The organism is Caulobacter sp. GW821-FHT10F06 (assembly GCF_058809215.1).
Window position 1 is genome coordinate 24,225 of the sequence record NZ_JBXASK010000009.1, and the last position, 11,969, is coordinate 36,193.

General features: G+C 69.4%; 15 protein-coding genes. 7 read left to right on the top strand and 8 right to left on the bottom strand.

What is annotated here, in order from left to right; translation table 11 throughout:
- Positions 1-27: 27 nt before the first annotated feature.
- Positions 28-318, bottom strand: coding sequence for a 4a-hydroxytetrahydrobiopterin dehydratase (locus tag AC1RUS_RS18990; protein WP_492918147.1), 291 nt, complete (start codon positions 316-318; stop codon positions 28-30).
- A 27-nt stretch (positions 319-345) separates the two neighbouring features.
- A complete protein-coding gene (locus tag AC1RUS_RS18995; protein WP_492918148.1) occupies positions 346-990 on the bottom strand; it encodes an HAD-IA family hydrolase in 645 nt (214 codons plus the stop codon).
- Positions 991-1,150: 160 nt separating this feature from the next.
- Here AC1RUS_RS18995 and AC1RUS_RS19000 point away from each other — a divergent pair, with 160 nt between their 5' ends.
- From AC1RUS_RS19000 to AC1RUS_RS19015, 4 genes are all read left to right on the top strand, one after another.
- The gene (locus AC1RUS_RS19000; RefSeq protein WP_492918149.1) at positions 1,151-1,621 is read left to right on the top strand and encodes a hypothetical protein; all 471 of its coding nucleotides are present in this window, start codon (positions 1,151-1,153) and stop codon (positions 1,619-1,621) included.
- 77 nt (positions 1,622-1,698) lie between these two features.
- On the top strand, positions 1,699-1,803 hold the full coding sequence (locus AC1RUS_RS19005; RefSeq protein ID WP_425994404.1) for a hypothetical protein: 105 nt from the start codon (positions 1,699-1,701) through the stop codon (positions 1,801-1,803).
- A 145-nt stretch (positions 1,804-1,948) separates the two neighbouring features.
- Positions 1,949-3,961: an AsmA family protein gene (locus tag AC1RUS_RS19010; protein WP_492918150.1), complete on the top strand. Its 2,013-nt coding sequence runs from the start codon at positions 1,949-1,951 to the stop codon at positions 3,959-3,961.
- A 345-nt stretch (positions 3,962-4,306) separates the two neighbouring features.
- Positions 4,307-4,582 (top strand): YjhX family toxin, encoded by a 276-nt coding sequence (locus AC1RUS_RS19015; RefSeq protein ID WP_492918151.1) that lies wholly within the window; start codon positions 4,307-4,309, stop codon positions 4,580-4,582.
- Here AC1RUS_RS19015 and rsmD read toward each other — a convergent pair whose 3' ends face one another.
- Positions 4,583-5,149 carry a 16S rRNA (guanine(966)-N(2))-methyltransferase RsmD gene (rsmD, locus tag AC1RUS_RS19020; protein ID WP_492918152.1) on the bottom strand — a complete coding sequence of 189 codons (567 nt, stop codon included), beginning with the start codon at positions 5,147-5,149 and terminating at the stop codon, positions 4,583-4,585.
- Positions 5,149-5,778 carry a TMEM175 family protein gene (locus AC1RUS_RS19025; RefSeq protein WP_492918153.1) on the bottom strand — a complete coding sequence of 210 codons (630 nt, stop codon included), beginning with the start codon at positions 5,776-5,778 and terminating at the stop codon, positions 5,149-5,151. The genes rsmD and AC1RUS_RS19025 overlap by 1 nt, the downstream gene beginning before the upstream one ends.
- 130 nt (positions 5,779-5,908) lie before the next feature.
- On the opposite strand from AC1RUS_RS19025, the gene AC1RUS_RS19030 reads away from it, so the two are divergent.
- Positions 5,909-6,880 (top strand): CPBP family intramembrane glutamic endopeptidase, encoded by a 972-nt coding sequence (locus tag AC1RUS_RS19030; RefSeq protein ID WP_492918351.1) that lies wholly within the window; start codon positions 5,909-5,911, stop codon positions 6,878-6,880.
- Here AC1RUS_RS19030 and AC1RUS_RS19035 read toward each other — a convergent pair.
- Complete coding sequence (locus AC1RUS_RS19035; RefSeq protein WP_492918154.1) at positions 6,877-7,521, bottom strand: lysophospholipid acyltransferase family protein; 645 nt, start codon at positions 7,519-7,521, stop codon at positions 6,877-6,879. The genes AC1RUS_RS19030 and AC1RUS_RS19035 overlap by 4 nt on opposite strands.
- Position 7,522: 1 nt before the next feature.
- A complete protein-coding gene (locus AC1RUS_RS19040; protein ID WP_492918155.1) occupies positions 7,523-8,497 on the bottom strand; it encodes a phosphatidate cytidylyltransferase in 975 nt (324 codons plus the stop codon).
- 67 nt (positions 8,498-8,564) lie between these two features.
- Between AC1RUS_RS19040 and AC1RUS_RS19045 the strand changes: the two genes are divergently transcribed.
- Entirely contained in the window at positions 8,565-9,233 is a 669-nt protein-coding gene (locus AC1RUS_RS19045) for a CDP-alcohol phosphatidyltransferase family protein (protein WP_492918156.1), read from the top strand.
- 116 nt (positions 9,234-9,349) lie between these two features.
- Here the strand turns inward: AC1RUS_RS19045 and AC1RUS_RS19050 are convergent, their stop codons facing one another.
- Positions 9,350-10,765 (bottom strand): pseudouridine synthase, encoded by a 1,416-nt coding sequence (locus tag AC1RUS_RS19050; RefSeq protein ID WP_492918157.1) that lies wholly within the window; start codon positions 10,763-10,765, stop codon positions 9,350-9,352.
- A 50-nt stretch (positions 10,766-10,815) separates the two neighbouring features.
- Between AC1RUS_RS19050 and tadA the strand changes: the two genes are divergently transcribed.
- The gene (gene tadA / locus AC1RUS_RS19055) at positions 10,816-11,325 is read left to right on the top strand and encodes a tRNA adenosine(34) deaminase TadA (RefSeq protein ID WP_492918158.1); all 510 of its coding nucleotides are present in this window, start codon (positions 10,816-10,818) and stop codon (positions 11,323-11,325) included.
- A 135-nt stretch (positions 11,326-11,460) separates the two neighbouring features.
- On the opposite strand, the gene AC1RUS_RS19060 is transcribed toward tadA, so the two are convergent.
- Positions 11,461-11,871: a hypothetical protein gene (locus AC1RUS_RS19060; RefSeq protein ID WP_492918159.1), complete on the bottom strand. Its 411-nt coding sequence runs from the start codon at positions 11,869-11,871 to the stop codon at positions 11,461-11,463.
- Positions 11,872-11,969 lie beyond the last annotated feature (98 nt).

An 11,969-nucleotide genomic window follows, 5' to 3' on the forward strand; every position in this document is an offset into this window, starting at 1 on the left:
AGCGGGCCTCGAAGGACGCACGGCGCCTCAGCCCGCCGCCCTATCCATGAACTTCGCCATCGCCACGTCCCGTTCGCTGACCCCGTCGCAGTCGTGCGTGGTCAGCAGCACCTCGACGCGGTTGTAGACGTTGAACCACTCCGGGTGATGGTCGAGCTTGTCGGCCATCAGCGCCACGCGAGCCATGAAGCCGAAGGCCTCGTTGAAGTCGGCGAACTTGAACGTGCGGACGATCGCGTCCTTTCCGCCAGGCGCGGCGCTCCAGTCCGGAAGCTGCGACAGCGCGGCGGCGGCGCCGATCTTGACGGGGGCGGACATGGGCGACTCCTGAAAACGATCGCCTCTTCAGAACGCCAAACCGGTCGCCTTCGCAAGGTCGGCGAGAAGCTGCTCCTCGGTGGAGACCTTGATGGCGGTCATGCCCAGGGCGGCGGCGGGTTTGCAGTTGATTCCCAGGTCGTCGAGATAGACGCAGGCGCCGGGCTCGACGGCCAGCAGCTCGCACATCATCTGGTAGATGCGCGGGTCGGGCTTGCGCACCCCGGCCTTGGAGCTTTCGATCACGGCGTCGAACAGGCCCATGATCTCGCCCACGGCGGCGGCCTTGTCGGCGCTCTGGGCCATGCCGGGACCGTGGCCGGTCGGGACGTTGTTGGTGATGCAGCCGACCTGGAAGCCGGCCGTCTTGCAGGCCTTCAGCGCCTCCAGCACCCGGGGGCGCAGGTCGCCATAGAGCAGGGGCAGCACCTCGGCGCCGCGCACGGCGTGGCCCCGGCGCGTGGCCTCCTCCAGGAACAGGCCGTCGAAGCCGGCAGCGTCGATCTCGGCGCGCTCGAAACGCGCCCAGGCGTTGGTGTCGGGATCGGTGGAATTGACCGTGCGGATAAAGTCGGCGGGCAGGCCGCGCTCGGTCTCGTAGCGCCGGAAGGCCTCGAACGGCGAGGTGGTGAACACGCCGCCGAAATCCCAGATCACCGCCTCGATCGCCATTCCGCCCTCAAACAGTTGTTTGATCGACGGTAGGGCGGCCGTCGACGCGTGGCAAGCGGGCGCGGAACGCCGAGCTTGCATGGCCAAGCTCGCGTCCAGGGTGAACCGGCGAGCCATGCTGTCACGGGGATGATTTGGTTAACCTCTAGGAGCGTTCCCCATGATCTTGTCCCGGCTGTCCCTGTGTCTCGTCCTGGTCGGTGTCGGCCTGTCCGCCCCGGCCCTGGCCGGTGAGCGCGGCCCTGCCGGGGGCGTGGCCGTGTCGCGTCCGGGCCTGCCGCTGGATCCGGAGTTGCTGCCGCCCAACACCGCGCCGGGCGATTGCGTCACCCGCCGAGTCACCGGACCCGGCGGCGCCTATCGCTGGGACCGGGTGGAGTGTGACGCCCAATCGGTCGACGACCGCTGGGGCTACGGCCAACGCCGGATCGAGGTCGAGACCTCGCGTTATGCGGATGATCGATACGCCGGCGAGCGCCATGCCGACGACCGCTATCTCGGCGGCGGCTATGACGGACCTTCGCGCGAGCACCCTTACGACCGCTATGGCGGCGGGCCGATCCAGACCACCTACCGCTACGCGGGACGCGACGCCGACGGCTATCTCGTCTGGCCCGGCAAGACCCCCTGAAACCCACCGTCCGTCTGGCGCGTCGCTTGCGGGAGATTTCCCGAGATGAGCCATTTTGGGACGGGGACCTCAAGACCATGCGCACGCCAACCAAGCCCTTCTTCAAGCGCTACGAACTGATCGCCATCGCCGCCTTCGTGGTGGCCGCGATCGCCGTCAGCAGCCTCGGACTCGTCTACTAGCGCCCCTGTCTGGCGCCGGAATGGAACAGGACCGCCCCGCCCGCGCGTTGTGCATGGGCAACCGGAGGTCCAGACACTGTCCGATCACGCCCAAAGCCTGCCACGCCGCCCCGTAGGCGAGCGCCTTCGCGCCCGCTGGAGCCTGATGCCGCCCTCCGCGCGGCGCGGCGCCATCGCGGCCGTCGTGCTGACCGTGGCGGTGGTGGTGTTCCTGATCATCTTCGACTGGAACTGGCTGCGCGGTCCGATCGGCCGCATCGCCTCGACGCAACTGAACCGCAAGGTCGAGATCGTCGGCGACCTGCGCGTCCATCCCTGGTCGTTCTCGCCCAAGGTCGAGGCGCTGGACGTGCGCATCGGCCAGCCCGCCTGGGCCACAAAGGCCGATCCCAAGCTGCCGCCGATGGCCAAGGTCCAGCGCCTGGCCGTGCAGTTCAAGATCCTGCCGCTGTTCAAGGGCGACGTGATCCTGCCCCTGCTGGCGGTCGACAAGCCCGATGTGCGCCTGCTGCGCGACGCCAAGGGCCAGGCCAACTGGACATTCGGCGATCCCAACAAGAAATCCAGCAAGCCTCTGAAGCTGCCGGCGATCCAGCATTTCATCATCAATGACGGCCAGCTGAAGGTCGACGACCTTCAGCGCGACGTGTTCTTCGAGGGCACGATCAGCTCCAACGAGCACGCCACCGGCGACGGACGCGGCCGGTTCGTGCTGGAGGGCAAGGGCAGCCTGAACCGCGCGCCGTTCACGGCCATGGTCACCGGCGGTCCGCTGCTGAACATCACGCCCGACCGGCCCTATCCGTTCGACGCCAAGGTGCTGGCCGGCGCGACCAGCATCATGGCCAAGGGCTCGGTGACCAAGCCGTTCGATCTGGGCCGGTTCGTCACCGATCTGACGGTGTCGGGCTCGGACCTGAACCGCCTCTACGCCCTGACGGGCCTGACCCTGCCCAACACCCCGCCCTACAAGGTCAGCGGCAAGCTGACCCGCAAGGGCGGCCGCTTCGACTTCAACGGCATGAGCGGCCGGATCGGCGACAGCGACATCGGCGGCGACCTCTTCGTACTGACCGATCGCGACCGGCCGCATCTTGAGGCCGACCTGCAGTCGCGCCGCCTGGACTTCGACGACCTGGGCAGCCTAGTCGGCGCGGCCCCGGCGACCGGCAAGGGCGAGACCGCCTCGGCCGGCCAGAAGGCCGAGGCCGCCGAGCGCGACGTGACCAAGCTGCTGCTGCCGGACGCCACCCTGCAGACCGAGCGCGTGCGGGCCATGGACGCCAAGGTCAAGTATCGCGCCCTGGCGGTGAACGCGCCGGGCTTCCCGCTGAAGAAGGTCCGTCTCGACCTGACGCTCGACAAGGGCGTGCTGGAGATGAACCCCATCGCCTTCACCTTCTCGCGCGGCGATCTGGCCGGCAAGGTGCGGCTGGACGCCCGTCCGAACGTGCCGCGCACCGACCTGGACCTGCGTCTGAGCAACGCCAAGCTGGAAGACTTCATCACCGTGCAGAGCGGCGGCAAGCCGATCATCGAAGGCCCGGTGATGGCGCGCGCCAAGCTGACCGGCGTGGGCAACAGCATTCACCGCGCCGCCTCCAGCGCCAACGGCACGGTGACCCTGGTCTCGCCCCGCGGTGAGATCCGCCAGGCCTTCGCCGAGCTGCTGGGCGTCAACCTGTCCAAGGGCGTGCTGCTTCTGCTGGCCAAGGACGCCAAGGAGACCAGCGTCCGCTGCGCCGTGGCCGACTTCACCGTCAAGAACGGCGTGATGACCACCAACACCCTGGTGGCCGACACCGGCGTGGTGCTGGCCAAGGGCAAGGGCGAGATCAATCTGGAGACCGAGCGGATGAACTTCCGCATCGAGGGGGACAGCAAGAAGGCGCGCCTGGTGCGCCTGTTCGTGCCGTTCACGATCTCGGGCCCCTTCCTGGCGCCGAAGTTCAAGGTCGAGCCCGGCGCGGCCATCGGCCAGGGCGGCATAGCCGCGGCCCTGGGCACGCTGATCAACCCGGTGGCGGCGATCCTGCCCTTCGTCACCACCGGCGAGGCCAAGAACGCCGACTGCGAAGGCCTGGTCGCCGACGCCCGCGGCCAGGGCGCGCCGGTCAAGGTGGCCCAGACCACTGCGACACCGGCGAAGAAGAAGTAGTCCCACTCCGTCTCCCCGGCGAAAGCCGGGGCCCAGATCGAACCCGGAGCGCCATGGGCGCCTGGCCCCGTTCGATGGCGCGGCATCCCCAGACGCTCAGGATGAAAATCTGGGTCCCGGCCTTCGCCGGGAAAACGGAGGATGGAGGCGCTTGAAGCAGCGCCGACCGTCGCGCTATAACGCCGTTCTCCAACCTCCAGCGGTGGTTTTATGTCCGAGATTGTGCGCGAGGCCCGGGCCTAACAGGCTCCGAACCCTCGGTTCGTAAGTCGATCAGGCCCTGATCCGTCCGCAAGTTCCTGCGGGGATTTGCGATGTCACGCCTCGATCTCCGGACTCACTCTCTTGAACATCTCCAAGGCGCAGCAACGCACGCTGCACGCGCTGGCGCAGGGCGCCCGCATCGAACTCGTACGCGACGACCACGGCCGCATCGTCGAAGCTGACTGCATCACCGGCGAGGGCTGGCGTCTGAGCGACTGCTCGCTCGACGTCTTCAAGGCGCTGAAGAAGCGGCGGATGATCGCCAGCAAGGGCGGCGGCCCCTACCGCATCACGCGGGAAGGGGCGGTCAGCCTGCGCTCGCAGGTCGACAACCGGGTGACCCAAAGAGCCTGGTAGCTAGTCGTTCAATTTCAGGAACAGGACACGCGCGGCGCCGTAGTCGCGCGTGTCCAACACCGTGAAGCCGGGGACGACGGGGTCGATCTCGTCGCGGCCGCGCTCGAACATCACGATCGCGCCCGGAGCCAGCCAGCCGTGGGCGACCATCTCGGCCAGGGCTTTCTCGCCCAGGCCCTTGGCGTAGGGCGGGTCCAGGAAGGCGATGTCGAACGGCGCGCCGGCGCTGGACGGACGCGGCCCCAGGTCGGTGGCGTCGCGGCGATGCACGCGCGTGACGCCGAACAGGCTCATGGCGTCGATGTTCTCGCGGATCGCGCCGCGGGCCGGATCGGCGGTCTCGACGAACAGGCAGAAGCTGGCGCCGCGCGACAGGGCTTCCAGGCCCAGGGCGCCCGAGCCGGCGAAGACGTCGATCACCCGCGCGCCGTGCAGTTCCGGCGCCCAGGCGGCATGTTCCAGGATGTTGAACACCGCCTGGCGGGCGCGGTCCGAGGTCGGCCGCGTGGCGTCGCCGGGCGGGGCGACGATGGCCTTGCCGCGATACCGGCCCGAGACGATGCGCATCAGTCTTCCGCCTCGATGGCGACCTGGGCCGGCGTGCGCGACCGCACCCAGCGGCTGACGAGCGACAGGCCCACGATCACGGCGGCCATCAGGCCCCAGCCCCAGGGCTTGACCAGGCTGAAGAACGACAGGCCGCACATCAGGCCCGGCAGCAGGGCCACCCGCAGCAGCAGGTAGATCGCTTCGATGCGCGGTTGGGGCCTGGCGATCTTGCCGACGAACAGCGCGTAGCTCCACAGAGCCGCCAGAGCCAGGCCGATCGACGTCACCAGGCCAAGATAGACCAGATAGGCGTGGCCGTCGGTGGCCTCCCACAGCAGTTCGGTGCCCAGCGGCAGTAGGGCCACCAGGCCCAGCACCACGAAGTTCAGCACGTCCAGCACCCCGTCGGCCCGGGCCAGGCGGCCGAAGATCCGCCGGTGGCTGACCCAGTAGACGCCGACCACGGCGAAGCTGATCGCATAGGCCAGCAGCTTCTCGCGCATCAGTTCGAACAGCTGGGCCACGCCATGCCAATGCTCGGGCGGATGGATCTCGATGGCCAGCAGGGTGATGGCGATGGCGAAGACGGCGTCCGAGAACAGAACCAGCCGATGGAGGTGCGCCGCGCCCGTATCCTTGTCGCTCATGTTCATCCCCTGAACCCTTCGGCGGATGTGTGACGCGCTCCGCGCGGATCGGCAAGCGCAAGGCTTTACAAGCCGCCGATCGACCGCTCTTAGTCGTGGCGGGGTAAGGAATGTCGACGACGTGACGGCCATGGGCGTGATCTTCGAGCAGATGCGGGAGTCGCGATTCTTCGCGGACCTCACGCCGCGCGATCGCGACGGCCGGCTGATCGCGCTGACAGTGCCCGTCGGCCTGGTCGCGGCGGTGGTCGCCGGCCTGCTGGGCGCGGTCTCGGCCTGCCTGATCGTGATGGTGGTGGTCAGCGGCCTGGACGGCGCGCCCGCCGCCGCGGCGCTGTTCTCGGTGTTCGACGAGCCCTGGCGCGCTACGACCGAGGGGCTGTCGTCGCTGTTCGTCCTGTCGGTGCTGGCCGGCGCCAACGGCGCGGCGGCGGTGGCGTTCGTCGCCGTAGCGGGCGGACTGGAGCATCGCGCCATCCGCCGCTACGCCGTGATCGACGCCGTCTATCGCACCCGTCTGACCGTCGCCGGCCTGTTGACGGTCGGCGCCGTGATGGGCACGGTCATCCTGGCCTCCTGGTTGCTGGGCGCGACACCGCCGACCCTGCCGGTGCTGGGCTTGGCCTCGACCAGCCTCGGCCGCGCAGTCTATGTCGCCTTCGCGGTGGTGCTGCTGGTGCTGGCCGCCGCTGCCGAGGAGGTGGTGTTCCGGGGCTGGCTGCTGAAACAGACCGGCGCCTTTACACGGCATCCGGCGATCCTGATGGCCGTCAACGGTCTGGTGTTCGCCGCCATCCACTTCGACCCCAATCTGGACGCCTTCCTGGTGCGGGCGGCGATGGGCGCGGGCCTGACCTGGATGGTGCTGCGGACCGGCGGCATCGAGCTGTCGATCGGCGCCCACGCAGCCAACAACATCGTCATCCTGTTGCTGATCCGGCCGCTGTCGCTGCAACCCGATACGCCGCACCCGTTCCAGCCGACCTCGCTGATCATCGCCACGGCCATCGCCGTCGGCTATGCGGCGGTCGCCGAGGCGGTGGTCCGCTGGCCGATGGTGACGGGCTGGATCGCCGGTCGCCGCCGAGCGGCCGCCGTCTAGCGCCAGCGCAACGGCGGGGCGTCGGCCTTCAGGGCCAGCAGCGCCTGGCGCAGGCTCTCCATGAAGGCCGGACGGCTGCCTTCCCAACGCAGGGGCTCGCCCACCAGTACGGCGCAGTTCAGCGGCACCGGCACCACCTCGCCCTTGGGCAGCACCCGACCCGCGCCCTGGATCCAGACCGGGATCACCGGCGCGTCGGGGAAGGCCTCGGCCAGGCGGGCGACGCCGCCCTTCAGCTGGCCCATCTCGTCGCTCTCGCCCTCGCCGCGCGTGCCTTCCGGGAAGACCACGACGATGTCGCCGGCCGCCAAGGCCTCGCGGGCGGGGGCCAGGACGTCCTCGCCGGTTCCGGCTTTCGCCCGCGCCACCGGCACGATGCCGATCACCCGGCGCGAGAACCAGCCGATGACGGGGTCCCGCAGGAAATAGTCGGCCGCCGCCGCCGGCCGCACGCGTCGCAGGGCCTTGGACGGAAAGATCGCCAGCAGCAGCAGGGTGTCGACATGGCTTGAATGGTTGGCCGCGACGATGGCCGGGCCCTTCAACGGCAGGCGTTCGCGGTGCGAAACGTCGGCCCCAGTCATGAACAGCGCGATCGGTCGGGCGACCAGGATCAGCAGCAGGGAGCGCAGGAAGGTCAAGTCAGAACCGGTCCAGGGCGTAGAGCGCCAGCAGGTGGAAATAGAGCGGGGCGGTGAAGGTCAGGCTGTCGGCGCGGTCCAGCACCCCGCCGTGGCCGGGGATGGCGTGGCTGGTGTCCTTGACCCCGATGTCGCGCTTGACCGCGCTCATGGTCACGTCGCCTGCGAAGCCCGCAACCGGCAGCACCAGGGCCATGATCGCCAGGCCGTGACCCGACAACGGGGTGAAGATCGGCCCGGCGAACCAGATCAGCAGGCCCGCGCTGATCCAGCCGCCGATGAAGCCCTCCCAGGTCTTGTTGGGGCTGATGGCCGGCATGATCTTGTGGCGGCCCAGAAGCTTGCCCCAGACATATTGCGCCACGTCGTTGAACTCGGTGGCCAGCAGCAGGAAGAACACCAGCCCCGCCGCGCCGGCGGGCAGGGCCTCGGTCTTGGGCGTGCGCATCAGGAAGGCGGCGAAACCCAGATTGTAGACGCAGGTGACCAAGCCCCAATGGAAGGTCGCCGCCGTGGCCAGATAGCCGCGCGTCTGGCCCAGCATCGCCATCAGGAACGGCATGCCCAGGAACACCCAGACCGGGATGAACACGAGATAGAACATGTAGAGGTCGGCAGCGATGAAGCCGTACGAGGCGACCAGCACCAGATAGGCCGCCAGGATCGCGAACCGGTCCTCGCGTCGCGTGGGGGCCAGGGACAGGAACTCGCGCAGGCCCATGAACGAGACCAGGGCGAACATGGCCACGCTCGCCTGCCGGCCCGCCAGCAGCGCGCCGGCCAGCATGGCCACCATCACCCACCAGCTGCCGATGCGCAGGCGCAGCTCCTCGTATGACCTGCCGGGCTTCAGCAACGGCAGGACGGCGGCGATGATCGCGGCGACGCCCAGCAGGGCCACGACGCCGGCCAGGCCCATCAGCAGGGCCGGCGGCTGGCTGGCCAGGAAATCGCGAACGCCGTCGAAGATCGTCATGCCCGTCCCATGCGCGTTTCAAGGGTATAGCCTAGTTGTCGCCGACCGCGACATGCCCGGAGCCGCCATGACCGACACCGACCAGAACCGCCGTCCGTTGAAGGTCCGCTCCGCCCGCTGGCCGCACGCCCTAGCGGCGCGGCTGGCGCACAAGGGCGTCAGCCCCGACGCGATCTCGGCCGCCAGCGTCGGCTGCGCGGTGCTGGGCGGGGCCTTGCTGATGTTGGCCGGCGGCCTGGGACCCGGCGCCCGCGCGGTCGCCCTGATCGTCGCGGCGCTGTGCGTCCAGCTGCGGCTGGTCTGCAACCTTCTGGACGGCCTGGTGGCGGTGGAACACAGGCGGGGCAGCCCGGCCGGTCCGATCTGGAACGAGCTGCCCGACCGGGTCGCCGACGTCCTGTTCCTGGTCGGGGCCGGCTATGGCGCGCGCACGGCGGGCCTGCACGGAGCCGAGGCGCTGGGTTGGATGGCGGCAGTGCTGGCGGTAGGTACGGCCTATGTCCGCGAGCTGGGCCGGGGCCTGGGCCAGCCGGCCGACTTTTCCGGACCCATGGCCAAGCCGCAGCGCATGGCGGCGCTGACGGCGGGGTGCGTCGTGTCGGTCTTCGAGCCGATCTGGGGCGGCGGCGGCCAAGTGATGATGATCGCGTTGGCGCTAATCGCGATCGGGACGCTGGTCACGGTGGTGCGGCGCACGCGGCGGCTGGCGATCGCGTTGAGCGATGGCCAGACCTAGATCCTCCCCCTTTGGGGGAGGTGGCCCAGAGGGTCGGAGGGGTCCTCTCCGGTCCATGCCGTTGAGGACCCCCTCAGTCGCTCCGCGACAGCTCCCCCAAAGGGGGAGCATCTAAATCAGCGCGGCTTCTTGGGGCCCTTGTACGGACGCGGCGCGCCGGGCTTGGCGTCGAATGCGGCTGGGGCGGTGCGGGTGGGCTTGCCGGCCGCCGGTTTCGCGCCGGGCTTGCCGAACGCCTTGGCGGGACCATTCGATTTGCCGGTGAAAGGCTTCGCGGCCGGTCTGGCCGAAAGCGGCTTCGCATCGCCGCCGGCGGCCGCCTTGCCGGCGAAGGGCTTGGCCCCCGCCTTGTCGAACGGCCGGGCCACGCCGCCGGCGGCCTTGGCGCCGAACGACTTGACCGTCCCGCCCTTGGTCCCGACGCCGGCGCCCGCCACCCGAGCTTCACGCGCGGCGCGAGGATCGGACTTGGGGCCGATGATCTTGGTCTCGATCGACTTGGGTCCACGCTTCAGGGCCTTGGTCCCGGCGTGGACAACCTTCTTCTTCGGCTTGGCCCAGCCGGGCTTGTAGACCGGCTTTTCCTCGGAGCGCTCGCCTTCGACCGGGGCCTTGGGGAGAGGCGCGGACTTGATTGCCCGGCGCTGCAGCTCGCCGCCCTTGGCGGTGCCGGGCGCGTGCAGCGGATCGGCGATGCCGATGAACTGCGGCTTGTCGCCCTTGGGCATGTCTTCTTCGGCCACCAGCCCGGTCAGCAGCTCGCGGATCACCCGGGGGCCGACTTCTTCCACCTGGCCCGGCAGCAGCGTCGCCAGGGCGAACGGACCGTAGGACAGGCGGATCAGCCGGTTGACCTTCAGGTCCAGGTGCTCGAGCACGCGACGGATTTCGCGGTTCTTGCCCTCGGTCAGGGTGATGGTGATCCAGATGTTCTTGCCGCCGACCTTGTCCTGGGCCTTGTCCAGCTTGGCTTCGATCGAGCCGTAGCGGACGCCCTCGATGGTGACGCCGTCCTTCAGGCGGTCGAGCCGAGCCTGGTCGGTATTGCCGAAGGCGCGGACGCGATAGCGGCGCAGCCAGCCGTTGTTGGGGGCCTCAAGCTTGCGCGACAGCTCGCCGTCATTGGTCAGCAGCAGCAGGCCTTCGGAGTTCAAATCCAGACGACCCACCGAAATCAGCCGCGGCAGTTCGCGCGGCAGGGCCTGGAACACCGTCGGGCGTTCCTTGGGGTCGTTGTGGGTGGTCATCAGCCCGGTGGGCTTGTGATAGCGGAACAGGCGGGTCGGCTCGCGCTCTGCCACCAGCTTGCCGTCGACGGTCAGGAAGTCGCCCGGAGCGATCTTCACGGCCGGGGTGGTCAGCACCTTGCCGTTGATGGCGACGCGTCCGGCCTCGATCAGCCGCTCGACTTCGCGGCGCGAGGCCACGCCCGCGCGGGCCAGGGCCTTGGCGACCCGTTCGCCGGCGGCGGGATCGTCGAGGTCGCCGTCCAGGCCGGGATCGTATAGGGGGTCGTGGGGCGTGCTGGTCATTCTCGTTCCTTCGAGGGGCTGGGCGCATCTCACGATGGGCTTTTCCGCAAATGCGCACCGATCCGCCTGACGATCAAGATCACGCCCGGGATCAAGCCCGGGATCAGGCGATGATGCGGCTGGCGCTGGACGAAGCCCGCGCGGCCGCCGCTCGGGGCGAGACGCCGGTGGGCGCGGTCATCCTCGATCCGAAGACGGGCGAGGTGCTGGGCGTGGCCGGCAACGGCCCGATCGCCGCCCACGACCCGACCGCCCACGCCGAGATCGCGGTGATGCGGCAGGTGGCGGCCAAGCTCGAGAACTATCGCCTGACCGACCTGACCCTGGTGGTGACGCTGGAACCCTGCGCCATGTGCGCCGGGGCGATCAGCCACGCGCGCATCGGCCGGGTGGTGTTCGGCGCCGAAGACCCCAAGGGCGGGGCGGTGGTCCACGGCCCGAAGTTCTTCGCCCAGCCGACCTGCCACTGGCGCCCCGAGGTGACGGGCGGGGTGATGGCGCAGGAAAGCGCGGACCTGCTGCGGGGGTTTTTCCGGGAGCGGCGGGGGAAGAAGGGGTAGAACGCAGATCCTCCCCCTTTGGGGGAGGTGGCCCGGAGGGTCGGAGGGGGTCCTCTCCGGTCTGTGCCGTTGAGGACCCCCTCAGTCCCTCTGCGACAGCTCCCCCAAAGGGGGAGCATCTATTGAGCGCCGCTCCTAGTTCAGCAACGCCGAGCCCAGCAGCACCTTGCCACCCGGCTTGCCCAGCACCTTGTCGCAGGTCTTCTGCAGTTCACGGCCCAGATATTCGACGTCCGGCGGGTCGCCGCGACGCATGCCGGCGGCGTAGGTCATCAGCACCTGGGCGAAGGCGGCGCGCAGGCGGGGCGTCGACTGCTGGGCCCGCTCCATCAGCTTGGGGTCCTTGGCCTCGATGCCGGCCTCCAGCGTCAGCACGCCCCGGCGGCCGTCGCGGCGCAGGGCCACGGCGGTCAGGGGCTGCAGCGCGAAGTAGGTGACCGGCGCGGCCTTCTCCTCCTTGGCGCCGTGACCGGCGAAGGCGGGGGCCGGCGCGATCGAGACGGCGCAGGCGAGAACGAGCGAAAGAGGGGCGAGAGCGCGGCGCATGGGGTATCGTTTAACGCGACGGGATTGACGTCCTCTTTACGCCTCCGCGCGACAAAGGAGCGTTAACCACGAATCGCACCCTCGCGGATCTTCGCGGC

Coding starts and splice junctions, on each gene's coding strand:
- AC1RUS_RS18990 (WP_492918147.1), bottom strand. CDS start 318: ATGTCCGCCCCCGTCAAGATCGGCGCCGCCGCCGCGCTGTCGCAGCTT.
- AC1RUS_RS18995 (WP_492918148.1), bottom strand. CDS start 990: ATGGCGATCGAGGCGGTGATCTGGGATTTCGGCGGCGTGTTCACCACC.
- AC1RUS_RS19000 (WP_492918149.1), top strand. CDS start 1,151: ATGATCTTGTCCCGGCTGTCCCTGTGTCTCGTCCTGGTCGGTGTCGGC.
- AC1RUS_RS19005 (WP_425994404.1), top strand. CDS start 1,699: ATGCGCACGCCAACCAAGCCCTTCTTCAAGCGCTACGAACTGATCGCC.
- AC1RUS_RS19010 (WP_492918150.1), top strand. CDS start 1,949: ATGCCGCCCTCCGCGCGGCGCGGCGCCATCGCGGCCGTCGTGCTGACC.
- rsmD (WP_492918152.1), bottom strand. CDS start 5,149: ATGCGCATCGTCTCGGGCCGGTATCGCGGCAAGGCCATCGTCGCCCCG.
- AC1RUS_RS19025 (WP_492918153.1), bottom strand. CDS start 5,778: ATGAGCGACAAGGATACGGGCGCGGCGCACCTCCATCGGCTGGTTCTG.
- AC1RUS_RS19030 (WP_492918351.1), top strand. CDS start 5,909: ATGGGCGTGATCTTCGAGCAGATGCGGGAGTCGCGATTCTTCGCGGAC.
- AC1RUS_RS19040 (WP_492918155.1), bottom strand. CDS start 8,497: ATGACGATCTTCGACGGCGTTCGCGATTTCCTGGCCAGCCAGCCGCCG.
- AC1RUS_RS19045 (WP_492918156.1), top strand. CDS start 8,565: ATGACCGACACCGACCAGAACCGCCGTCCGTTGAAGGTCCGCTCCGCC.
- AC1RUS_RS19050 (WP_492918157.1), bottom strand. CDS start 10,765: ATGACCAGCACGCCCCACGACCCCCTATACGATCCCGGCCTGGACGGC.
- tadA (WP_492918158.1), top strand. CDS start 10,816: ATGCGCACCGATCCGCCTGACGATCAAGATCACGCCCGGGATCAAGCC.
- AC1RUS_RS19060 (WP_492918159.1), bottom strand. CDS start 11,871: ATGCGCCGCGCTCTCGCCCCTCTTTCGCTCGTTCTCGCCTGCGCCGTC.